The organism is Kitasatospora sp. NPDC003701, assembly GCF_053587085.1.
Genome location: NZ_JBSFNM010000002.1, coordinates 142,450 through 162,414 on the forward strand (window position 1 = coordinate 142,450; position 19,965 = coordinate 162,414).

26 protein-coding genes are annotated in these 19,965 nt (G+C 74.7%); 6 read left to right on the forward strand and 20 right to left on the reverse strand.

Annotated elements, in window-relative coordinates:
• Positions 1-29: 29 nt before the first annotated feature.
• The 9 genes from trpM to ACWDRR_RS02800 all read right to left on the reverse strand — a co-directional run bounded on the left by trpM (position 30) and on the right by ACWDRR_RS02800 (position 5,936).
• On the reverse strand, positions 30-179 hold the full coding sequence (gene trpM / locus ACWDRR_RS02760) for a tryptophan biosynthesis modulator TrpM (protein ID WP_387880437.1): 150 nt from the start codon (positions 177-179) through the stop codon (positions 30-32).
• Positions 180-189: 10 nt separating this feature from the next.
• Complete coding sequence (trpC, locus tag ACWDRR_RS02765; RefSeq protein WP_449770365.1) at positions 190-996, reverse strand: indole-3-glycerol phosphate synthase TrpC; 807 nt, start codon at positions 994-996, stop codon at positions 190-192.
• A gap of 200 nt (positions 997-1,196) precedes the next feature.
• Positions 1,197-1,637 (reverse strand): DUF2752 domain-containing protein, encoded by a 441-nt coding sequence (locus ACWDRR_RS02770; protein WP_449770366.1) that lies wholly within the window; start codon positions 1,635-1,637, stop codon positions 1,197-1,199.
• 128 nt (positions 1,638-1,765) lie between these two features.
• Positions 1,766-2,014 (reverse strand): HGxxPAAW family protein, encoded by a 249-nt coding sequence (locus tag ACWDRR_RS02775; RefSeq protein WP_449770367.1) that lies wholly within the window; start codon positions 2,012-2,014, stop codon positions 1,766-1,768.
• Positions 2,015-2,206: 192 nt separating this feature from the next.
• The gene (locus ACWDRR_RS02780; RefSeq protein WP_449770368.1) at positions 2,207-2,833 is read right to left on the reverse strand and encodes a TIGR02234 family membrane protein; all 627 of its coding nucleotides are present in this window, start codon (positions 2,831-2,833) and stop codon (positions 2,207-2,209) included.
• Positions 2,830-3,441, reverse strand: a complete 612-nt coding sequence (locus tag ACWDRR_RS02785) for a Uma2 family endonuclease (protein ID WP_449770369.1) — start codon at positions 3,439-3,441, stop codon at positions 2,830-2,832. The genes ACWDRR_RS02780 and ACWDRR_RS02785 overlap by 4 nt, the downstream gene beginning before the upstream one ends.
• A gap of 16 nt (positions 3,442-3,457) precedes the next feature.
• Positions 3,458-4,978, reverse strand: a complete 1,521-nt coding sequence (locus tag ACWDRR_RS02790; protein WP_449770370.1) for an anthranilate synthase component I — start codon at positions 4,976-4,978, stop codon at positions 3,458-3,460.
• A 38-nt stretch (positions 4,979-5,016) separates the two neighbouring features.
• On the reverse strand, positions 5,017-5,388 hold the full coding sequence (hisI, locus tag ACWDRR_RS02795; RefSeq protein ID WP_329487216.1) for a phosphoribosyl-AMP cyclohydrolase: 372 nt from the start codon (positions 5,386-5,388) through the stop codon (positions 5,017-5,019).
• A gap of 74 nt (positions 5,389-5,462) precedes the next feature.
• Entirely contained in the window at positions 5,463-5,936 is a 474-nt protein-coding gene (locus ACWDRR_RS02800; RefSeq protein WP_449770371.1) for a hypothetical protein, read from the reverse strand.
• A 130-nt stretch (positions 5,937-6,066) separates the two neighbouring features.
• On the opposite strand from ACWDRR_RS02800, the gene ACWDRR_RS02805 reads away from it, so the two are divergent.
• The 3 genes from ACWDRR_RS02805 to ACWDRR_RS02815 all read left to right on the forward strand — a co-directional run bounded on the left by ACWDRR_RS02805 (position 6,067) and on the right by ACWDRR_RS02815 (position 8,259).
• Complete coding sequence (locus tag ACWDRR_RS02805) at positions 6,067-6,642, forward strand: hypothetical protein (RefSeq protein ID WP_449770372.1); 576 nt, start codon at positions 6,067-6,069, stop codon at positions 6,640-6,642.
• A 25-nt stretch (positions 6,643-6,667) separates the two neighbouring features.
• Entirely contained in the window at positions 6,668-7,318 is a 651-nt protein-coding gene (locus tag ACWDRR_RS02810) for a TIGR03085 family metal-binding protein (protein WP_449770373.1), read from the forward strand.
• A gap of 155 nt (positions 7,319-7,473) precedes the next feature.
• The gene (locus ACWDRR_RS02815; protein WP_449770374.1) at positions 7,474-8,259 is read left to right on the forward strand and encodes a VOC family protein; all 786 of its coding nucleotides are present in this window, start codon (positions 7,474-7,476) and stop codon (positions 8,257-8,259) included.
• 54 nt (positions 8,260-8,313) lie between these two features.
• Here the strand turns inward: ACWDRR_RS02815 and hisF are convergent, their stop codons facing one another.
• The 8 genes from hisF to hisD form a co-directional block, all read right to left on the reverse strand.
• On the reverse strand, positions 8,314-9,084 hold the full coding sequence (hisF, locus tag ACWDRR_RS02820; RefSeq protein ID WP_449770375.1) for an imidazole glycerol phosphate synthase subunit HisF: 771 nt from the start codon (positions 9,082-9,084) through the stop codon (positions 8,314-8,316).
• Positions 9,081-9,512 carry a RidA family protein gene (locus ACWDRR_RS02825; protein ID WP_449770376.1) on the reverse strand — a complete coding sequence of 144 codons (432 nt, stop codon included), beginning with the start codon at positions 9,510-9,512 and terminating at the stop codon, positions 9,081-9,083. The genes hisF and ACWDRR_RS02825 overlap by 4 nt, the downstream gene beginning before the upstream one ends.
• Positions 9,509-10,234, reverse strand: a complete 726-nt coding sequence (gene priA, locus ACWDRR_RS02830) for a bifunctional 1-(5-phosphoribosyl)-5-((5-phosphoribosylamino)methylideneamino)imidazole-4-carboxamide isomerase/phosphoribosylanthranilate isomerase PriA (protein WP_360633292.1) — start codon at positions 10,232-10,234, stop codon at positions 9,509-9,511. The genes ACWDRR_RS02825 and priA overlap by 4 nt, the downstream gene beginning before the upstream one ends.
• A gap of 22 nt (positions 10,235-10,256) precedes the next feature.
• Positions 10,257-10,892, reverse strand: coding sequence for an imidazole glycerol phosphate synthase subunit HisH (gene hisH / locus ACWDRR_RS02835; protein ID WP_449770377.1), 636 nt, complete (start codon positions 10,890-10,892; stop codon positions 10,257-10,259).
• 65 nt (positions 10,893-10,957) lie between these two features.
• Positions 10,958-11,110 (reverse strand): hypothetical protein, encoded by a 153-nt coding sequence (locus tag ACWDRR_RS02840; RefSeq protein WP_329487225.1) that lies wholly within the window; start codon positions 11,108-11,110, stop codon positions 10,958-10,960.
• Positions 11,107-11,700 (reverse strand): imidazoleglycerol-phosphate dehydratase HisB, encoded by a 594-nt coding sequence (gene hisB / locus ACWDRR_RS02845; protein ID WP_449770378.1) that lies wholly within the window; start codon positions 11,698-11,700, stop codon positions 11,107-11,109. Before hisB ends, ACWDRR_RS02840 begins: the two co-directional genes overlap by 4 nt.
• 6 nt (positions 11,701-11,706) lie before the next feature.
• Positions 11,707-12,804 carry a histidinol-phosphate transaminase gene (locus ACWDRR_RS02850; RefSeq protein ID WP_449770379.1) on the reverse strand — a complete coding sequence of 366 codons (1,098 nt, stop codon included), beginning with the start codon at positions 12,802-12,804 and terminating at the stop codon, positions 11,707-11,709.
• Positions 12,801-14,135 carry a histidinol dehydrogenase gene (gene hisD, locus ACWDRR_RS02855; RefSeq protein ID WP_449770380.1) on the reverse strand — a complete coding sequence of 445 codons (1,335 nt, stop codon included), beginning with the start codon at positions 14,133-14,135 and terminating at the stop codon, positions 12,801-12,803. The genes ACWDRR_RS02850 and hisD overlap by 4 nt, the downstream gene beginning before the upstream one ends.
• A gap of 91 nt (positions 14,136-14,226) precedes the next feature.
• Between hisD and ACWDRR_RS02860 the strand changes: the two genes are divergently transcribed.
• From ACWDRR_RS02860 to ybaK, 3 genes are read left to right on the forward strand one after another with little or no spacing between them, the layout of a single operon-like run.
• A complete protein-coding gene (locus ACWDRR_RS02860; protein WP_449770381.1) occupies positions 14,227-15,867 on the forward strand; it encodes an oxidoreductase in 1,641 nt (546 codons plus the stop codon).
• A 42-nt stretch (positions 15,868-15,909) separates the two neighbouring features.
• Positions 15,910-16,638 carry an LON peptidase substrate-binding domain-containing protein gene (locus ACWDRR_RS02865; RefSeq protein WP_449770382.1) on the forward strand — a complete coding sequence of 243 codons (729 nt, stop codon included), beginning with the start codon at positions 15,910-15,912 and terminating at the stop codon, positions 16,636-16,638.
• Between the two features lie 32 nt (positions 16,639-16,670).
• Positions 16,671-17,165, forward strand: coding sequence for a Cys-tRNA(Pro) deacylase (gene ybaK / locus ACWDRR_RS02870; protein WP_449770383.1), 495 nt, complete (start codon positions 16,671-16,673; stop codon positions 17,163-17,165).
• Positions 17,166-17,212: 47 nt separating this feature from the next.
• Here ybaK and ACWDRR_RS02875 read toward each other — a convergent pair whose 3' ends face one another.
• From ACWDRR_RS02875 to ACWDRR_RS02885, 3 genes are all read right to left on the reverse strand, one after another.
• The gene (locus tag ACWDRR_RS02875) at positions 17,213-18,004 is read right to left on the reverse strand and encodes a hypothetical protein (RefSeq protein ID WP_449770384.1); all 792 of its coding nucleotides are present in this window, start codon (positions 18,002-18,004) and stop codon (positions 17,213-17,215) included.
• Between the two features lie 83 nt (positions 18,005-18,087).
• Positions 18,088-18,900 carry an ABC transporter permease gene (locus tag ACWDRR_RS02880; protein WP_449770385.1) on the reverse strand — a complete coding sequence of 271 codons (813 nt, stop codon included), beginning with the start codon at positions 18,898-18,900 and terminating at the stop codon, positions 18,088-18,090.
• Positions 18,897-19,895, reverse strand: coding sequence for an ABC transporter ATP-binding protein (locus ACWDRR_RS02885; protein WP_449770386.1), 999 nt, complete (start codon positions 19,893-19,895; stop codon positions 18,897-18,899). The genes ACWDRR_RS02880 and ACWDRR_RS02885 overlap by 4 nt, the downstream gene beginning before the upstream one ends.
• Positions 19,896-19,965 lie beyond the last annotated feature (70 nt).

The following is a 19,965-nucleotide window of genomic DNA, read 5'->3' on the forward strand; positions in this document are numbered from 1 at the left end:
ATGACGGCAGTGACGTCGGAACGGCTGGATCAGCCGTGCGTCCTGCGCCATCGGCGGCCCTGCACCTGCCCGGGCTCGCAGCCGATGACGTAGCGCACCCGCCTGCCCAGCACCCGGCGTGCGGGCGCGCGGCAGCCGCGCGGGCGGCAGCCGGGGGCGAGACGGGAGGCGAGTTTCATGGCGGCGGGGTCAGTCCTTGTGCCGCAGGGCGGGGTGGGCACCGGCCGCGACCAGGTCGGCCACCGCGGCGCGCGGGTCCCGGCCGGTCACCAGGGACTCGCCGACCAGCACCGCGTCGGCGCCGAGGTTGGCGTAGGAGATCACGTCCAGCGGGCCGCGCACTCCGGACTCGGCGATCTTGACGACGCCGTCCGGGATCGCGTGCACGATGTTGCCGAAGGTGTTGCGGTCCACCTCGAGGGTCTTGAGGTTGCGGGCGTTGACGCCGATGATCTTCGCGCCGGCGTCCACCGCGCGGGCGATCTCCTCCTCGTCGTGCACCTCGACCAGCGGGGTGAGGCCGATCGACTCGGCGCGCTCGATCAGCGACACCAGGGCCGGCTGGTCGAGGGCGGCGACGATCAGCAGCGCGAGGTCGGCGCCGTGCGCGCGGGCCTCCCACAGCTGGTAGGCGGTGACGATGAAGTCCTTGCGCAGCAGCGGGGTGTCCACCGCGGCGCGGACGGCGTCCAGGTCGGCGAGCGAACCGCCGAAGCGGCGCTGCTCGGTCAGCACGCTGATCGCGGCGGCACCGCCGGCCGCGTAGTCGGTCGCCAGGGCGGCCGGGTCGGCGATCGCGGCCAGTGCGCCCTTGGACGGGCTGGAGCGCTTGACCTCGCAGATCACCCGCACACCGTCGCCCTTGAGGGCGGCGACGCCGTCCTTGGCGTCCGGGGCCTTGGCGGCGAGCTCCTTGAGCTGGTCCAACGAGACCCGGGCCTGCCGCTCGGCGAGGTCCTCGCGGACCCCTTCGATGATCGAGTCGAGCACACTCACGCGAGCGCCCCCATCATTTCTGCTAGTTCTGCTAGCGAGGAGCCGGACGGCCAATGGGCCCGCCGGCCCTTCGATGGTATCGGCACCGGGGAGCGCGAGGCGCATCCACCCGGCGCGCGTCTCGCGGAACGGACGCCCCCCGACACGCCTCCCAACTGCGGCTTCACCGCGCCCACACCGCGCCGGTACCGGCCGGTCGCTCAGATCAGGGGTGGTGCCAGACCCGCGCCGACGGGCAGATTGCGCACCACCGTGAACACCAGGAGCAGCAGGCCGATCAGCACCCAGCGCCGGGCGCCGAGCGCGAGCCGGGGCCCCGGACCGCCGGTCACCGCGGCCCACACCCAGCGCACCCAGAGCACCGCCAGCACCGCGAAGAGCAGCACCGCCGGCGCGTTGTCGTGCAGCGCGCCGCTGAGGTCGCCGTGGGCGAGGGCGTGGACGCAGCGCAGGCCGCCGCAGCCCGGGCACCACCAGCCGGTGGCCGTCAGGAACGGGCAGGCCGGGTAGTGGCCGGGGGCGTTCGGGTCCACCACCGCGAGGTACACGGTGGGGACGGTCACCGCGGCCAGGGCGGCCAGCGGCGGACCGAGCCGGCGCAGCACGGGCGGCCGGGCGGAAACGGAGGGGGCGGCGTTCACGCCCCCGATTGTGCCGGTCCGGCGCGTCCCGCGGGTGAAACGAAACGGCCGCGGACGGGCGGAGCCCCCCGGCCGGACAGACGGAACGGCGGGCGTGCGCCCGCCGTTCGACCGTGCGACGGAGTGCGTCAGGCGGTGACGGCGGCGGCCGCGGTCCGGTCCTCGACGGTCTCGAAGTGCGGGCTGGGCTGCTTGCCCATGCCGGCCATCGACATGGCCTTGCCGACCACGCCGCCTATCAGGACGACCGCCAGGCCGCCCCAGACCACCGGCACCGACGGGAGGATCATCGCCACGCCCGCGATCGCGAAGCCGACGAAGGAGATGGTCACGCCGGTCCAGGCGGCGGGGTTGTGGCCGTGTGCTGCTGCCGACATCTGCGGTGCTCCTTGGTTCTCCGGGGCCCGGCCGGGCCCGCGGGCCCCTGGCGGGTTGACGTGTTCCATTGTGCCGGGCCACACGGCGCCGCCCCAAAGGGGGTGCTCGTCTATCGGGTCACACCGGCCGCCGGGTCGCCGCGGCCGTACGACCGGTGCCGCCGCGGGGTCGGTCCGGCCGCGCGGTCCGGATCAGACCGCGGTCGGGTCCTCGCCGCGGTCCAGCGCCTTCCAGAGGTCCGCCGGGGTCTCGGGGGCCTTCGCCGGCGCCGTCCGGGTGGGTGCGTCGTAGCGGCTGCCCATGGCCGGCCAGCTCCGCCCGTACCGGACCACGAGCAGCCCGGCCAGGGCCAGCAGCAGCCCGCCGAGCAGGGCCACCCAGGGCCAGCCGGTGTGGGCGACCTCCGTGGCGGTGGTGCCGGAGAGCGCGAGCTTGCGGGCCGCCTCGCTGTCCAGCGCGGCGCTGTCGCCCGCCCCCGCGGCCGCGGTCGCGGCCGCCCCGAGGCCGGCCAGCAGGGTGAGCACGCCGACCGCGACCCGTCCGGCGCCGCGCACCGCGAACACCGCCAGCGCCGCCGCCAGCGCCACCAGGGCCAGCCCGCCGGGCAGTTCCGAGATCCGGCTGCCGGTGGCGGACACCTCCAGCGTCCCGGCGGCCGAGCCGGCCACCTTGCCGTCGGCCCAGACCCGGCCGACGGCCGTCAGCACCAGCACCGCGCCCAGCAGGGTCGTCAGCAGCATCAGGCCGAGCGTCCGCCGCCCGGCCTTGGCGGGGGCGGCGGATACGGCTTCGGCACGGGGCGGGGTAGGAACGCTCACCCGTCCACTATCCCCCGGCCGCCGCCCGGCTCCGCACCCGGGGTCGGCGACTCGACCGGGAAGTCGTCGGTCCGCAGCACCAGGGTCCGCTCCGCCAGCGGCAGGAACACGTCGTTGCCGAACGGCACCCGCTCCGCCTCCCGGTAGGTCCCGGCCGGCTGCGGCGCGCTGTACACCGTGCAGACCGCGCCCGCCGGGTCCACCAGCACGTACAGCGGGATCCCGCACTCCGCGTAGAAGCGGTGCTTGCGGACGAAGTCGTCGTCCTGCTGGGAGCGCGGGACGGCCTCCAGCACCGCCTCCAGGTCGCGCCACCCGAACCGGCCCCGGGCGCCGGGCCGCGCGCCGGGGGCGATCAGGGCCACGTCCGGCGCGTAGCCGTACCGCGCGGACGGGAAGTCCACGACGGCCTCCGTGAGCACCGTGCCGTGCCCGGCCGACTGCTCCCCGGCCTGCGCGGCGACGGCCCGCACGACCGCCGCCGACGCGGCCGTGCGCGGCGTCATGGTGACCTTCCCGGCGGTGATCTCCACCCGGTGGCCGGGCGGGAACCGCACGCCCGCCAGGACGTCCCAGGCCGACCCGGTGGACTGCTGCTCGTCCGGCATCGTGGCCTCCCAGCTCCTAGAGCGTCGGCGTGCGCAGGGTGTTGGCGGTGGCCACGGCGCGCAGCACGGCGGCGGCCTTGTTGCGGCACTCGGTGTCCTCGCCGTGCGGGTCCGAGTCGGCGACCACACCCGCGCCCGCCTGGACGTAGGCGGTGCCGTCGCGCAGCACGGCGGTCCGGATGGCGATCGCGGTGTCGGAGTCCCCGGCGAAGTCCAGGTACCCGACGCAGCCGCCGTACAGACCCCGGCGGGTGGGCTCCAGCTCCTCGATGATGCGCATCGCGCGCGGCTTCGGCGCGCCGGAGAGGGTCCCGGCCGGGAAGCAGGCGGTCAGCACGTCGAACGCGCTCCGGCCGGGCGCCACCTTGCCGGTGACCGTCGAGACGATGTGCATGACGTGGCTGTACCGCTCGACCTGCATGAAGTCGACCACCTCGACGCTGCCCGGCTCGCAGACCCGCCCGAGGTCGTTGCGGCCCAGGTCGACCAGCATCAGGTGCTCGGCCCGCTCCTTCGGGTCGGCGAGCAGCTCGGCGGCCAGCTCGGCGTCCTCGTGCGGGGTGGCACCGCGGTGCCGGGTGCCGGCGATCGGGTGCAGCATCGCCTCGCCCTCGGTGACCTTGACCAGCGCCTCGGGGCTGGAGCCGACCACGTCGAAGGCGCCCTCGGCGCCGCCGTCCGGGCCGGGGAAGCGGAACAGGTACATGTACGGGCTCGGGTTGGTGGTGCGCAGCACCCGGTAGACGTCCAGCGCGGAGGCCGGGCAGGGCGCCTCGAACCGCTGCGAGGGCACCACCTGGAAGGCCTCGCCGGCCCGGATCCGCTCCTTGATGTCCTCCACGGCCGCCCGGTACGGCTCCCCGCCGAACGGCGAGCGGACCTCGCCGGGGCCGGCCGGGGTGAAGGTGGCGAGGCCCGGGTCGACCGGCTTGAGGAGGTCGGCCTCCATCGCGTCGAGGCGGGCCACCGCGTCCGCGTAGGCCTCGTCGACGCCGCTGGACAGGTCGTTGTGGTTGACCGCGTTGGCGATCAGCAGCACCGTGCCGTCGACGTGGTCGAGCACCGCGAGGTCGGTGGCGAGCAGCATGGTCAGCTCGGGCAGGCGCAGGTCGTCCGGGTTGAGGTCGGGCAGCTTCTCCAGCCGGCGCACGACGTCGTAGCCGAGGTAGCCGACCAGGCCGCCGGTCAGCGGGGGCAGGCCGTCGTCGGTGCGGCGCGGGGTGTGCAGCGCCTCCAGCGCGGCGCGCAGCACCTGGAGCGGGTCGCCGGTGGTGGGGATGCCGACCGGCGGGGTGCCCAGCCAGCGGGCGTTGCCGTCGGGGCCGGCGGTCAGGGTGGCGGCGCTGCGCACGCCGACGAAGGAGTAGCGGGACCAGCTGCGGCCCTGCTCGGCGGACTCCAGCAGGAAGGTGCCGGGGCGCTCGCCGGCGAGGCTGCGGTAGAGGCCGATCGGGGTGAGGCCGTCCGCGAGGAGCCTGCGGGTGACCGGGATGACCCGGGTGTCGACGGCGAGCTTGCGGAAGGCTTCGAGGTCCATGGCGAGCGGCACCTTCTGGTCGTGGTGGGCTGTGGGGGTCAGGCGAGCGGGAGCACGTCGGCGTCGAAGCAGGTGCGGTCGCCGGTGTGGCAGGCGGCGCCGCTCTGGTCGACCTTGACGAGCAGGGTGTCGCCGTCGCAGTCCAGCGCGACCGAGACGACCCGCTGGACGTGGCCCGAGGTGTCGCCCTTGACCCAGTACTCCCGGCGGCTGCGGCTCCAGTAGGTGCAGCGGCCGGTGGTGAGGGTGCGGTGCAGCGCCTCGTCGTCCATCCAGCCCAGCATCAGCACCTCGCCGGTGTCGTACTGCTGCGCGACGGCCGGGAGCAGGCCGTCGTCGGTGCGCTTGAGCCGCGCGGCGATCTCGGGAGCCAGGGCGGTGGAGCCGGGGGCGGCGGGTGTGGTGGACATGGGGCCATTGTGTCAGCCCCGCCCCGGCCACCGGGCCGCCGCCCACCCCGGACACGGGCGGGCCTGACACCCCCCTAGTTCCCCCGCTCGCAGCCCTGCGGCCAGATCCGGTGGACGTAGAGTCCGGCCCGCCGGGCCAGTTCGGCGACCCGGGCCGGCTCGCTGCCGGGCTCGCCGTCCCAGACCGCGATCACCTCGTCGACCATGCCGACCAGGGCGAGCGCGGTGTCGTCGCCGAGTCCGCCGTGCTCGACGGCGGCGAGCCGGTGGATGGCGTTGGCCTCGTTCATCAGCCGCAGCCTGGTGCCCCGGTGCCGGTCATCGGCGCGGCCCACCGGCGGCGCCCCGGCGGGGACGATGACCTCCAGCTTGCCGCCGTGCTCCAGGACGGACCGGGCGAACCAGCTCTCCGGGCCCTCGTCGGCGCAGGTGACGCCGACCAGCTCGTAGGGGCCGAAGGTGGTGACCAGCTTCCAGAGGTCCCCGCGGACCAGCATCTCGGTGATGCCACCCGACAGGCCGCGGTGACCGGTGATTCCGACGCGCATCCGAAACTCCTGGGATCGTGTCGTGCCGGGGCGAGCCTAGCCGAGCCCCCGCCCCACCCGGCCCGGTCTGCTCGTACGAGTTGTGCCAACCGCCTGCCGTCGGGCCCCGGAGTGGGCCATTCTCGTGGCCATGACCTCCGAGCAGCCGCCCGAAGCCGCCTCCCGTCCGTCGCGGGGCCTGGTCCTCGCCGTCTCGGCCGTGCTGGCCGTGCTGCTCGCGGTGGTGGCCACCGTGCTCCTCTGGCCCGAGAAGAAGCCCGCCGCGCTGCCGCCGCCGCCCGCTCCCACCACGAGTTCCCCGGCACCCACGCCCACCCCGACGCCCACGCCGTCCCCGACGGCGACCAGGGTGGTGCCGTACACCTTCTTCCCGGTGGGCTCCTGCTTCGACCACCCGCAGCTGAACAAGACGGTGACCAAGCCGGAGGCGCGCCCCTGCGAGGGCGAGCACGACGGTGAGGCGATCGCCGACCTGCTGCTCCCGGAGGGCCTGACCGGCGACAGCCAGATCAGCAAGGCGATGCGGGAGGGCTGCCAGGCGGTCCAGGCCGCCGCCGAGGCCCGCCAGGGCGGCGGCGGCCCGTACTACGGCTACCCCTTCGGCCCGTCGGCGGCCTACTACCAGCAGGGCTGGCGGGACTTCACCTGCACCCTGACGGCGAGCAACCGCCCGGGCGGCGTCCGGCTCTCCGGGCACCTGCGCTGACGACCCGCCCCCTAGGCTGTTCCGCATGTCGAACCACGCCCTCGCCGAGCGCCACCGGCTGGCCGGACTCCTCGCCGCCGCCGGACCGGACGCGCCCACCCTCTGCGCCGGATGGACCACCCGGGACCTCGCCGCCCACCTGGTGCTGCGCGAGCACCGACCGGACGCCGCGGCCGGCATCCGGGTCGGCGCCCTGGCCGGCTGGACCCACCGGGTGCAGAGCGGCTACGCCGCGCGCCCGTACGAGGAGCTGCTGCGGTCGTTCCGTTCGGGGCCGCCGCTGCTCTCGCCCTTCGCCCTGCCCGGGGCCGACGAGGCGGCGAACACGGTGGAGTACTTCGTGCACGCCGAGGACGTCCTCCGGGCGGGCGAATCGTGGCGGGCGCAGCCGGTGCCGCCCGGGCGGGCCGAGGCGCTCTGGCGCCGTCTGCCGCTGCTCGCCCGGCTGGAGGCGGGCCGGCGCTCCCCCGCCCGGCTGGAGCTGCGCCGCCCGGACGGGCAGAGCCTGACGGTCGGCCCCGCCGGGGCGCCGACGGTGCGGATCACCGGCGAGCCGGGCGAGCTGCTGCTGTTCGTCCACGGGCGGGGCGCCCGCACCGAGCTGTCCGTGGACGGCCCGCCGGACGCCGTCGCCGCGCTGCACCACGTGCTCCCGCTGCCGTCGGCCCGGTCGTAGCGGCAGCGGCGGGAACGGCCGCGGGAACGGGCCCGCGGCCGCCCCGGCTGCGGATGTCGGTGGTGGGGTGCAGACTCGCAACGGGCCGGGAAGAGGCGCGGCCGCGCCTTCGCAAAGCCGCCCGGCCGTCTTTCCCGTCGAAGGAGCACCACCTCATGCTCACCACCGACTTTCCCACCGGCTCGCCCTGCTGGATCGACCTCGGCAGCCCGGATCCGGCGGCCGCCGCCGCCTTCTACGGCGCGGTGTTCGGCTGGACGTTCCAGGGGCTCGGCCCGGAGGCGGGTGGCTACGGCTTCCTGCAGGCCGACGGCAAGACCGTGGGCGCGATCGGGCCGCTCACCGAGGAGGGCGCGAAGTCCGCCTGGACGACGTACTTCAAGACCCCGGACGCGGACGCCACCGCCAAGTCCGTCGAGCAGGCCGGCGGCACCGTCCGGGCCGCGCCGTTCGACGTGATGGACGCCGGGCGGATGGCCCAGCTCACCGACCCGCAGGGCGCGCAGTTCGCGATCTGGCAGGCGGGCACGACCACCGGCCTGGACGCGGTGTCCACCGACAACGCGCTGGTCTGGTCCGAGCTGCACACCACCGACCAGGAGGCCGGGTTCGGCTTCTACCGCGCGGTGTTCGGCTGGCGCTCGGAGAAGTTCCCGGCCCCGGGGATGACCTACCTGGTGCTCTCCACCGCCGCCGGCGACCAGCAGGCCACCAGCTTCGGCGGCATCGCCCCGGTCATGGGCGAGGGCCAACCGCCGTCCTGGACGCCGTACTTCGCCACCGAGCGGGTGGACGAGCTGGTCGGCCGCGCCCAGGCGGCCGGCGGCACGGTGCTGATGCCCGCCGAGGACGTCCCGGAGGTCGGCCGGATCGCCTGGCTGGCGGACCCGTTCGGCGCGCCGTTCGCGCTGATCAAGGGCGAGCCGCGGCAGCAGTCCTGACCGCGGCCGCCCGTGCCGTCCACGCCCGCGGGTGGGGACGGCACGGGCGGGGGATCAGCGGACGGGGTGCCCGGCCTCCCGCAGCGCGTCCTTGACCTCGCCGATCCGCAGGTCCCCGAAGTGGAAGACGCTGGCGGCCAGCACGGCGTCGGCGCCGGCCTCCACGGCGGGGGCGAAGTCGGCGAGCTTGCCGGCGCCGCCGGAGGCGATCACCGGGACGGCGACGCTCTTGCGGACGGCCCGGATCAGCTCCAGGTCGTAGCCGTCCTTGGTGCCGTCCGCGTCCATCGAGTTGAGCAGGATCTCGCCCGCGCCCAGCTCGGCCGCGCGGCCCGCCCACTCGACGGCGTCCAGGCCGGTGCCCCGGCGCCCGCCGTGGGTGGTGACCTCGAAGCCCGAGGCGGTCTCGGTGCCCTCCGGGCAGCGCCGGGCGTCCACCGACAGCACCAGCACCTGGCGGCCGAAGCGCTGCGCGATCTCCCGGACCAGCTCCGGGCGGGCGATCGCCGCGGTGTTGACGCCCACCTTGTCGGCGCCGGCCCGCAGCAGCTTGTCCACGTCGTCGACGGCCCGGATGCCGCCGCCGACGGTGAGCGGGATGAAGACCTGCTCGGCCGTGCGGCGGACCACGTCGTAGGTGGTCTCGCGGTCGCCGGAGGAGGCGGTGATGTCGAGGAAGGTCAGTTCGTCGGCACCCTCGGCGTCGTAGAGCTTGGCCATCTCGACCGGGTCACCGGCGTCGCGCAGGTTCTGGAAGTTGACGCCCTTCACCACCCGCCCGGCGTCGACGTCCAGGCAGGGGATGACACGTACGGCGAGGGTCACGGCTGTTTGCCTTCCAGAGTGCGTGCGAGCCCGGCGCGGTAGGCGTCGAGTTCGACCTCGACCATCATCCGGGAGTCGATCAGGCCGTCGACCACCACCATGGTGGCCGCCGGGCGGACGACGTCGAAGAGGCTGCGGTGGGCGCGGCCCACCTCGTCGGCGTCGCGGGCGTGGGTGATGTACATCCGGGTACGGACCACGTCGTCCGTCGTCAGACCGTACGCGGCCAGGGCCTGGAGGCCGACGCCGAACGCGGCGAGGGTCTGCAGGTACGGGTCGCCCTCGTGCTCGATCTTCCCGTCCACCCAGGCGGTGGAGCCGGCCACGTGCACATGGTCTCCCGCGGCGACCGCCCGCGAGTAGCCGAACTCGTCCTCCCAGGGGGAGAACCCGGCCACCCGACCGCGTACGATCTGACGTTCCGTCATCCTGAAACCGCCTCCAGGGCCTCTTCGAGGGTGAACTTCTGCTCGTAGAGTGCCTTGCCCACGATGGCACCCTCGACACCCTCGCCGACGAGAGTGGCGATGGCGCGCAGGTCGTCCAGCGAGGAGACGCCGCCGGAGGCGACCACCGGCTTGTCGGTGGCGGCGCAGACGTCGCGCAGCAGCTGCAGGTTGGGGCCGGTCAGGGTGCCGTCCCGGTTGACGTCGGTGACGACGTAGCGGGCGCAGCCCTCGGCGTCGAGGCGGGCCAGCACGTCGAAGAGCTGACCGCCGTCGCGGGTCCAGCCGCGGCCGCGCAGGGTGGTGCCGACCACGTCCAGGCCGACGGCGATCTTGTCGCCGTGCTCGGCGATGACCTTGGCGACCCACTCGGGGCTCTCCAGGGCGGCGGTGCCGAGGTTGACCCGGGTGCAGCCGGTGGCGAGGGCCGCGGCCAGCGACTCGTCGTCGCGGATGCCGCCGGACAGCTCGACCTTGATGTCCAGCGCGGCGGTGACCTCGCGGAGCAGGTCGCGGTTGCTGCCGGTGCCGAACGCGGCGTCCAGGTCGACCAGGTGGAGCCACTCGGCGCCGGCGTTCTGCCAGGCGAGGGCGGCGGCGAGCGGCTCGCCGAAGGAGGTCTCGGTGCCGGAGGCGCCCTTGACCAGGCGGACGGCCTGGCCGTCCCGGACGTCGACGGCGGGGAGCAGTTCGAGGCGGCTCATGATGGTGACAACTCTCAGATCGTCAGAGGGTGTTGACCCAGTTGGTCAGCAGGGCGGCGCCGGCGTCGCCGGACTTCTCGGGGTGGAACTGGGTGGCCCAGAGCGGGCCGTTCTCGACGGCCGCGACGAACGGCTGCCCGTGCGTGGCCCAGGTGACCAGCGGGGCGTTGATCCGCGCGCTGTGCACCTCCAGCTCCCAGCGGCGCACCCCGTAGGAGTGCACGAAGTAGAAGCGGGTGTCGGCGTCGAGGCCGGCGAACATCCGGCTCTGCTCGGGGGCGTCCACGGTGTTCCAGCCCATGTGCGGGACGATCGGCGCGTCCAGCGGTTCGACGCTGCCCGGCCACTCGTCGCAGCCGGCCGTCTCCACGCCGTGCTCGACCCCCTTCTCGAAGAGGATCTGCATGCCCACGCAGATGCCCATGACCGGGCGGCCGCCGGCGAGGCGGCGGCCGATGATCCAGTCCCCGCGGACGGCCTTCAGCCCGCGCATGCAGGCCTCGAAGGCGCCGACGCCGGGGACGAGCAGGCCGTCCGCGTCCATCGCGGCCTGGAAGTCCGACGTGACGGTGACGGTCGCGCCGGTGCGCTCGACGGCGCGCTGGGCCGAGCGGAGGTTGCCCGACCCGTAGTCGAGTACGACGACGTTCTTGCCCATGTTCAGGTGTCCAAGTCTCTCGGCTGTTCCTAAGCGGCTCTGTACGGCGCTGTCCGCGCGCGGCGCTAGAGGCGCATCAGGCCGGAGGCCAGGCAGAGCACCGAGCCTATGGCGAGCACGGCGATGACGCCCTTCGGGATCTTCTGCTTCCAGAACGAGATCACGCCGCCGGCCAGGAAGAGGCCGACGAAGAGGAGGACGATCGCGGACTTGCTCACAGCGCACCCTTGGTAGACGGGAGGATGCCGGCCGCGCGCGGGTCGCGCTCGGCGGCGTAGCGCAGGGCCCGGGCCAGCGCCTTGAACTGGCACTCCACGATGTGGTGCGCGTTGCGTCCGTACGGCACGTGGACGTGCAGGGCGACCTGCGCCTGGGCCACGAAGGACTCCAGGATGTGCCGGGTCATGGTGGTGTCGTAGCTGCCGATCATCGGCGCCATGTGCTCCGGCTCGGTGTGCACCAGGTAGGGGCGGCCGGAGAGGTCCACGGTGACCTGGGCGAGCGACTCGTCCAGCGGCACCGTGCAGTTGCCGAAGCGGTAGATGCCGACCTTGTCGCCGAGCGCCTGCTTGAAGGCGGCGCCCAGGGCGAGGGCGGTGTCCTCGATGGTGTGGTGGGTGTCGATGTGCAGGTCGCCGTCGGTCTTCACGGTGAGGTCGAAGAGGCCGTGGCGGCCGAGCTGGTCGAGCATGTGGTCGTAGAACCCGACGCCCGTGGAGATGTCGGTCCGGCCGGTGCCGTCGAGATCGATCTCGACCAGGACCGAGGTCTCCTTGGTGGTGCGTTCAACGCGTCCGATACGGGACATACGGGGTTACAGCTCCTTGATCACTGAAGAGACGGCGGCCAGGAAGGCGTCGTTCTCGGCAGGGGTGCCGGCGGTGACGCGCAGCCATCCGGGGACGCCGTTGTCGCGGACCAGGACGCCCCGGTCGAGGATGGCCTGCCAGACCGCGTGGGTGTCCGCGAAGCGGCCGAACTGGACGAAGTTGGCGTCCGAGTCGGTCACCTCCAGGCCCAGCCCGCGCAGCGCCTCGACCAGCCGGTCGCGCTCGGCCTTGAGCCGGCCGACGTACCCGAGCAGGGTGTCGGTGTGCTCCAGGCAGGCCAGCGCGGTGGCCTGGGTGACGGCCGACAGGTGGTAGGGCAGCCGGACCAGCTGGACGGCGTCCACCACGGCGGCGTCGGCCGTCAGGTAGCCCAGGCGCAGGCCGGCCGCGCCGAAGGCCTTGGACATGGTGCGGGTGACCACCAGGTTGGGGCGGCCGGCCAGCAGCGGCAGCAGCGAGGCGCGGTGCGAGAACTCGACGTACGCCTCGTCCACGATCACCAGGGCGGGCCGGGCGGCCTGCGCGGCCTCGTACAGCCGCAGCACCACGTCGGCGGCGACGGCGGTGCCGGTCGGGTTGTTCGGCGAGCAGATGAACACGACGTTCGGCCGGTGCTCGGCGATGGCCTCGACGGCGGCGTCCACGTCGATGGTGAAGTCCTCGTTGCGCGGACCGGAGATCCAGCCGGTGCCGGTGCCCCGGGAGATCAGGGCGTGCATCGAGTAGGAGGGCTCGAAGCCGAGCGCGGTGCGGCCGGGGCCGCCGAAGGTCTGGAGCAGCTGCTGCAGGATCTCGTTGGAGCCGTTGGCGGCCCAGACCTGCTCGCGGGTGCGCCCGAAGCCGGTGGTCCGCGTCAGGTACCCGGCCAGGCCCTCGCGCAGCTCGACCGCGTCCCGGTCGGGGTAGCGGTTGAGGTCGCGGGCGGCCTCGGCGACGCGCTCGGCGATCCGGGCCACCAGCTCCGCGGGCAGCGGGTAGGGGTTCTCGTTGGTGTTCAGCTGGACGGGGACGTCCAGCTGCGGTGCTCCGTACGGGGACTGGCCGCGCAGCTCGTCACGGATGGGGAGATCGTCGATCTTCATGCGCCGGGCACACTCCAGTCGCTCTGCCAGTACTGTTCGTCGCCGACGAAACGTGCCTTGATCGCGTCGCCGTGGCCCGGCAGGTCCTCGGCGTCGGCCAGGTTGACGACGTGCGCGGCGATGCCGGCCAGCGCCTCCCGGTCGTACTCCACGACCTGGACGCCGCGCAGGAAGGTCTGCACGGAGAGCCCCGCCGAGTGGCAGGCGCAACCGCCGGTCGGCAGCACGTGGTTGGAGCCGGCCGCGTAGTCGCCGAGCGAGACCGGGGTCCAGCGGCCGATGAAGATCGCGCCCGCGTTGCGGACCCGGGCGGCGACCGCGTGGGCGTCCCGGGTCTGGATCTCCAGGTGCTCGGCGGCGTAGGCGTTCACCACCGCCAGACCCTGCGTCAGGTCGTCGACCAGGATGATGCCGGACTGCCGGCCGCCCAGCGCCCGGGCCACCCGCTCGCTGTGCTTCGTCCGGGCGACCTGCGTCTTCAGCTCGGCCTCGACGGCCTCGGCCAGCTCGGGCGAGTCGGTGACCAGCACCGAGCCCGAGGTCGGGCCGTGCTCGGCCTGGCTGATCAGGTCGGCGGCGACGTCCACCGGGTCCGCGCTGTCGTCGGCGAGGACGGCGATCTCGGTCGGGCCGGCCTCGGAGTCGATGCCGATCCGGCCGGCGAAGTAGCGCTTGGCCGCGGCCACGTAGATGTTGCCCGGGCCGGTGACCATGTTCACCGGCTCGCACTCCTCGGTGCCGAGCGCGAACATGGCGACCGCCTGGGCGCCGCCGACGGCGTACACCTCGGTGACGCCGAGCAGCGCGCAGGCCGCCAGGATCGTCGGGTGCACCCGGCCGCCGAAGGCCTTCTGCGGCGGCGAGGTCACCGCGATGCCGGTCACCCCGGCCTCCTGCGCGGGCACCACGTTCATCACGACGGAGGACGGGTAGACGGCGAGGCCGCCCGGCACGTACAGGCCGACCCGGTCCACCGGCACCCAGCGCTGGGTGACCGTGCCGCCCGGCACCACCTGGGTGGTGTGCCCGGTCCGGCGCTGGTCGGCGTGGACGAGGCGGGCGCGGCGGATCGACTCCTCCAGTGCGGCGCGGACCTTCGGGTCCAGCGCCGCCAGGGCCTCGGTGAGCTGCTCGGCGGGCACCCGGGTGGACTCCAGCCGCACGCCGTCGAAACGCTCCGTGATGTCGATCACCGCCGCGACCCCGCGATGATGCACGTCCTCGGCGATCGGGCGCACCGTCTCCAGGGCGGCCGCGACGTCGAAGTCGGCACGGGGCAGCAGGTCACGCGGGTCGTCGAGCGAGCCGCGCAGGTCGATTCGAGAGATCACGCCACCCAGTGTAAGGAGTGGCCGGAACCGGCGGCCCCGCATTTCAGTCCGTGATACGAAAGGCGAGACGACCGGGGGAGACGGGGGAACGATGGCGGAGCGTGCGCCGGACGACTGGACGCGGACCGAGCAGGGGCTCTGGGAGGCGTTCCGCCAGGGCGAGGTGTACGACCTGCGGACCGGCGGCGCCGAGCCCGGGGAGGCCCCCTCCAACACCCGTCCCGGCCCCGACGGCCCGCCCACCGGCACCCCGCTGGACGACCCCTTCGGCGACGAGCCCTGGGGCCCCGGGCGCACCGTCCGCGCCGAGGTCCTGGCCCACCTGCTGCTGGACGGCCCGCCGGCCGCCCCCGGGCGGGTCGCCGCCCTCAAGCTGACCGGCGCCCGGGTCACCGGCCCGCTGGTGCTGGCCGGCGGCAGCATCGGCCACTACGTCGAGATCCGCGACTGCCGCTTCGAGCGCAAGGTGCTGATCTCCGAGGCCGACGCCGGCACGCTGCGCTTCGTCAGCTGCCTGATACCCCGGCTGGAGGCCTCCCGCCTCACCACCTCGGGCGACCTGCACCTGGCCCGCTGCCGGATACCGCAGGGCATCCGGCTCACCGACTCCCGGATCGGCACCGACCTGCTGCTCAACCAGGCCGTCCTCGGCGGCGACCGGTTCGGCCGGGCGCTCTCCGCCGACGGGATGGCGGTCAGCCAGGACTTCGAGGCCGACCGGCTGGAGTCCCGCGGCGAGGTCAGCCTGCGCACCGCCCGGATCGGCGGCCGGCTCTCGCTGCGCGGCGCCCAGCTGTACGCCGTGCCGGAGAACAAGGTCGCCCTCAACGCCGTCCGCATCACCGTCGGCCACACCCTGTACCTCAGCGGCTCGGCGGACGGCGGCTGGTCCTCCTCCGGGTCGTACTACGGCTCCGGCTACGGCCAGGTCGTCCCGGCCGGCTCCCCCAGCACGCCGTTCCGCGCGCACGGCGCCGTCCGGCTCTCCGACAGCCGCTTCGACAGCGCCTGCCTGATCGCCGACGCCGAGTTCCACCTCGGCCCGGACGACGAGCTGGCGCTGCGCCGCATCCACACCCCCGAGCTGCGCTTCACCTGCCGCACCCCGCCCACCGGCAAGGTCTCGCTCTCGCGCGCCAAGGTGGGCAACCTGGTCGACGCCCCCGACTCCTGGCCGCACGGCAAGCACCTCGGCCTCACCGGCTTCACCTACGAGTGCCTGCGCCCGGCGGCCCCGTTCGGCATCCAGCAGCGGATCGCCTGGCTGGAGGGCTCCGCGGTGGAGTTCCAGCCCGAGTCCTACGAGCAGCTGGCCGCCGCCCTGCGCCGCGACGGCGCCGACGACGACGCCCGCGAGGTGCTGTACGCCAAGCAGCGCCGCCGCCGGCAGACCCTGCCGCTGCCCGCCCGGCTCTGGGGCCGGATCCAGGACGTCACCGTCGGCTACGGCTTCCGCCCCGGCCGGGCCGCGCTCTGGCTGCTGCTCGCCTGGGCGCTGGGCAGCGTCTACTTCGCCACCCACGAACTCCAGCCGCTCAAGGCCGACGAGCGCCCGCACTGGAACCCGGTGCTGTACGCGCTGGGCCAGCTGCTGCCGGTCGTCGACCTCGGCCAGCAGGGCTGGAACCCCGGCGGCACCGCCCAGTGGGTCGCCTCCGGCCTGGTGGTCGTCGGCTGGGTCCTGGCCACCACCGTCGCCGCCGGGGCCAGCCGGATGCTCCAGCGGGGATAACCTCCGGGCGTATCCACCGCTCGGGGAACTACGCTGTGCGCCGTGACAGAACGGCTGCCGCTCTTCCCGCTGAACTCCGTGCTCTACCCGGGCCTGGTGATGCCCCTGAACATCTTCGAGGAGCGTTACCGCCGTCTGGTCGCCGACCTGCTCGCCCTCCCCGAGGACCAGCCGCGGCGATTCGGCGTGCTCGCCATCAAGGACGGCCGCGAGGTCGCCCCGGTCCGCCCCGAGGAGGGTCCGGCCGGGCCGCTGGACGGTCTGGGCACCGTCACCGGGGACCCCCTGGAGGCGCTGTACCACGTCGGCTGCGTGGCCGACGTCGCCTCGGCGCAGGAGCAGCCGGACGGCCGGTACGAGCTGCTGGTCACCGGCACCACCCGGTTCCGGCTGCGCTCGGTGGACACCGGCGGCCCGTACCTGAGCGGCGAGATCGAGCCGATCGAGGAGCTGCCCGGCGAGGGCGCCGGGGCGCTGGCCGCCGGCGTGGAGCGGGCCTTCCGGGCGTACCAGAAGCGGCTGGCCGGCGCCCGCGAGGCCAGCACCGTCGGCCGCCAGGAGCTGCCGGACGACCCGCAGGTGCTCTCCTACCTGGTGGCCGCCGCCTCGGTCTTCGGGACGCCGGTCAAGCAGGAGCTGCTGGCCTGCCCCGACACCGCCCGACGGCTGACCACCGAGCTGGAGCTGCTGCGCCGCGAGACGGCGGTGCTCAGCTGGCTGCCGTCGCTCCCCGCGGTCGATCTGACCCGCCAGTCGTTCAGCCCCAACTGACCACGCCCACCCACCCGTTCGAAGAGGTCCCGATGGCCAGGAAGCCGAAGAGGGGCGGCGGGGGCACGCCCGCCACCGTCGCCCTGGAGAACGCCGCGGTGGCGTTCACCGTGCACTCCTACGAGCACGATCCGGCCGCCGTCTCCTACGGCGGCGAGGCCGCCGAGGTGCTCGGCGTGCCGCCCGAGCGGGTCTTCAAGACGCTGGTCGCCGACGTCGACGGCGTGCTCACCGTGGGCGTCGTCCCGGTGGCCGGCCAGCTCGACCTCAAGGCGCTCGCCGCCGCCGTCGGCGGCAAACGGGCCGCGATGGCGGACCCGGCGGCCGCCGAGCGCAGCAGCGGCTACGTCCTCGGCGGCATCTCGCCGCTCGGCCAGCGCCGCCCGCTGCGCACCGTGGTGGACGACAGCGCGCTCGGCCACACCACGGTGTACGTCTCGGCCGGCCGGCGCGGGCTGGAGGTCGAGCTGGCCCCGGCCGACCTGGTCGGCCTCACCGGCGCGCTGACCGCCCCGATCGGCCGCTGACCGCCGGGGCAACCGGACGGGCGCCGCCCGCCCCGCTCGGTGCGCCGTCAGGGCGTGCGGTCCTCCGGCGGCCGGTCGCCCGGGTGCGGCCGGTCCGCCGGGCCCGGGTGGAACGACCCGCCGGTCACCGGGCCGGCACCCGGCTGCCCGTCCGCGGGCCGCTGCACGCCGTACGGGCCCGCCCAGTACGGCGGCGGGTCCTCCTCGCGCTTGCCGAAGGCGGCCGAGAGCGCCAGCAGCACCACCATCGCGGCCATCGGCCAGGCCAGCAGCGCGCCGTAGGCCCCGAGGTCGATGTCGGCGTCGAAGTGGCCGCCGTTGCCGACCCGCCGGGCCTCGGCGACCAGGTCGCTCGCCGGACCGAGCCGCCGGCCCAGGCCCCAGGCGCCCAACGAGGCCAGCAGGCCGCCGGTCGCGAGGGCGATCGCCACCGCGATCCCGCCGCCGCGCCGCCGGGTGAACAGGAACGCGCCGAGCGCGGTCACGATGCCCATGCCCAGCCCGATCAGCACGAAGACGCTGTCGGCGCCGGCCCGCTGCTCGCCCTCCGGGTCGCCGTAGAGGATCTTGTTGCCGTCGACCACCAGGGGCACCTTCGGCGCCAGCCAGGCCCAGAGCGCCGCCATCACCAGGCCCAGCGCCAGACAGGCCAGCACCGTGACCGCACCGACCTTCAGCTCGGGCAGCAGCCGCTCCAGCGGCGCCCGCCGGTCCGCGGCACGCAGCACGGCCTGGTCCACGGGCGGCGGCGCGTACGGGTTCGGGCCGGCGGCCGGACCAGGAGCGGCGGCATCCGCGGCGGCGCGCAGGGGATCCGGAGGTGTGTTCGGTACGGTCACGGGCCCATCGTTTCACGATCGCCGTCCGAACGGACCCGGCACCCGTGCGCCCGGCCCGGGCCGGGCGCGGTCCCGGGCGGCTCCTAGCGCGTGGTGGCCCGCCGGTACGCCCAGGTGGCCGCCGCCAGCGACACCACACCCACCCCGGCGCAGACCGCCAGGTTCCCCGCCACCGCCGCCCAGTCCGGGTCGGCCGCGAAGGTCCGGGCGAAGGCCTCCACGCCGTACGTGGAGGGCAGCAGGTCGCGCAGCCAGAGCACCGGCTGCGGCAGGTGGTCCACCGGGAGCACGCCCAGCAGCAGCGCCGCCGACATGCCGAGCTGCCCCAGCATGGTGGCGATCTCCTGCTTGGGCGCCAGCAGCCCGCAGACCGCGCCGAGCCCGGAGAGCGCCGCCCCGGCCAGCGGCACCACCGCGAGCAGCACCCAGAGCTGCCCCATCGGGAGCCCGAACATCCACGCCCCGGCGACGGCCGTCACCAGGGTGCCCGGCAGCGTGAACGAGGCGTACGCGGCGGCCGCGCCGAGCACCACCGAGGCGGCCGGGACGGGCAGCGTCGCGTAGTGGTCGAGTCCGCCGGTGGCCCGCAGCCGGCCGAAGTACTGGGCGAGCAGGTTGAGCGCCACGAAGGCCACCACCAGCACGCTGGAGCCGGCCACCACCGAACGCGCGGCCGAGGTCTGCCCCGGGTCGACGACGCCGCGCATCATCACCAGGATGCCGAGCGACTGGAAGGTCGCCACGAACAGCAACGGGATGCGGGCCACCTTGGCCCGGGCCAGCTGCGCCCGGTAGACGGCGGCCAGCGCGGGCAGCAGCCGGGCGGCGGGGGCCAGCGGGGCGGGCCCGCCGTCCACGGGCCCGGCGGTCTGCGGCGGCACCGAGAGCAGCGTCACTTGGCCAGTCCTCCATGGCGGCCGCCCAGCTTGAGGTAGGCGTCCTCAAGGCTCGGGGTGGCCAGGGTGAAGTCGTCCAGCGCGGCGAAGGCCGGGCCGGTGGTGACGGCGGCGACCAGTTCGCGGGCCCGCTCGGGGGTGGTGCGCACGGTCCAGCGCCGGCCGGTGCGCTCGGCCCGCTCGGCGAGCGCGGCGACCGCGGGCACCGCCATCGGCGCCTCGTCCCGCCAGACCAGGTCCAGCCGGACGTCGCCGTCCACCAGTGCCTTGAGCCCGCCGGGGGTGTCGCAGGCGATCACCCGGCCCTCGTCCACCACCGCGACCCGGTCCAGCACGGTCTCGGCCTCGATCACGTTGTGGGTGACCAGCAGCACCGTGGTCCGCCGCTCGGCCCGGCGGCGGTCGACGGCGCTCCAGACGGCGCGCCGGGCGACCGGGTCCATGCCGGTGGTCGGCTCGTCCAGCACCAGCAGCGGCCGCTCCCCCACCAGCGCGGCGGCGAAGCAGGCCAGCCGGCGCTGGCCGCCGGAGAGCTTGGCGAGCGGGCGGTGGGCGAGCGGTTCCAGGGCGAGTTCGGTGAGCACGTCGGCGGCCTCGGCCCGGGCGCGGGCCCGGCTGAGGCCGCGCAGCCGGCCGGTGGTCTCGGCGGCGAGCGCGACGGTCAGCTCGTCCAGCGCGGTGGACTCCTGGCCGAGGTAGCCCAGCAGCCGGGCGGCCCGCTCGGGGTGGCGGACGACGTCGTGGCCGAGCAGCTCGATGGAGCCGGAGTCGGGCCGCAGCAGTCCGGTGAGCTGGCGGACCAGCGTGGACTTGCCGGCCCCGTTGGGCCCCAGCAGTCCGAAGATCTCGCCCTGCCGCACGGTCAGGCTGATGCCGTCGTTGGCCCGGATCCCGGTGGCACCGGCGCCGCGCCCGGAGCGGTACGTCTTGACCAGGTCGCGTACGGCACAGCACGGCGAGGCCTCCCGGGGTGCCCGCCCGGCCGTCTCGCTCATCCGCCCGCCTCGCTCCACTGAGCGGTCGCTTCGCGGACGGCGTCCCTGTCGACGCTCCGCTCCTTGCCCT

Excerpts from the sequence above, each read along its gene's own strand:
- trpM (WP_387880437.1), bottom strand. The coding sequence starts at position 179 with ATGAAACTCGCCTCCCGTCTCGCCCCCGGCTGCCGCCCGCGCGGCTGC.
- ACWDRR_RS02815 (WP_449770374.1), top strand. The coding sequence starts at position 7,474 with ATGCTCACCACCGACTTTCCCACCGGCTCGCCCTGCTGGATCGACCTC.
- ACWDRR_RS02860 (WP_449770381.1), top strand. The coding sequence starts at position 14,227 with ATGGCGGAGCGTGCGCCGGACGACTGGACGCGGACCGAGCAGGGGCTC.
- ACWDRR_RS02850 (WP_449770379.1), bottom strand. The coding sequence starts at position 12,804 with ATGAAGATCGACGATCTCCCCATCCGTGACGAGCTGCGCGGCCAGTCC.
- hisH (WP_449770377.1), bottom strand. The coding sequence starts at position 10,892 with ATGGGCAAGAACGTCGTCGTACTCGACTACGGGTCGGGCAACCTCCGC.
- ACWDRR_RS02825 (WP_449770376.1), bottom strand. The coding sequence starts at position 9,512 with ATGACGGAACGTCAGATCGTACGCGGTCGGGTGGCCGGGTTCTCCCCC.
- hisB (WP_449770378.1), bottom strand. The coding sequence starts at position 11,700 with ATGTCCCGTATCGGACGCGTTGAACGCACCACCAAGGAGACCTCGGTC.
- ACWDRR_RS02805 (WP_449770372.1), top strand. The coding sequence starts at position 6,067 with ATGACCTCCGAGCAGCCGCCCGAAGCCGCCTCCCGTCCGTCGCGGGGC.
- hisI (WP_329487216.1), bottom strand. The coding sequence starts at position 5,388 with ATGTCCACCACACCCGCCGCCCCCGGCTCCACCGCCCTGGCTCCCGAG.
- ACWDRR_RS02785 (WP_449770369.1), bottom strand. The coding sequence starts at position 3,441 with ATGCCGGACGAGCAGCAGTCCACCGGGTCGGCCTGGGACGTCCTGGCG.
- ACWDRR_RS02775 (WP_449770367.1), bottom strand. The coding sequence starts at position 2,014 with ATGTCGGCAGCAGCACACGGCCACAACCCCGCCGCCTGGACCGGCGTG.
- ybaK (WP_449770383.1), top strand. The coding sequence starts at position 16,671 with ATGGCCAGGAAGCCGAAGAGGGGCGGCGGGGGCACGCCCGCCACCGTC.
- ACWDRR_RS02810 (WP_449770373.1), top strand. The coding sequence starts at position 6,668 with ATGTCGAACCACGCCCTCGCCGAGCGCCACCGGCTGGCCGGACTCCTC.
- priA (WP_360633292.1), bottom strand. The coding sequence starts at position 10,234 with ATGAGCCGCCTCGAACTGCTCCCCGCCGTCGACGTCCGGGACGGCCAG.
- ACWDRR_RS02885 (WP_449770386.1), bottom strand. The coding sequence starts at position 19,895 with ATGAGCGAGACGGCCGGGCGGGCACCCCGGGAGGCCTCGCCGTGCTGT.
- ACWDRR_RS02800 (WP_449770371.1), bottom strand. The coding sequence starts at position 5,936 with ATGCGCGTCGGAATCACCGGTCACCGCGGCCTGTCGGGTGGCATCACC.
- ACWDRR_RS02790 (WP_449770370.1), bottom strand. The coding sequence starts at position 4,978 with ATGGACCTCGAAGCCTTCCGCAAGCTCGCCGTCGACACCCGGGTCATC.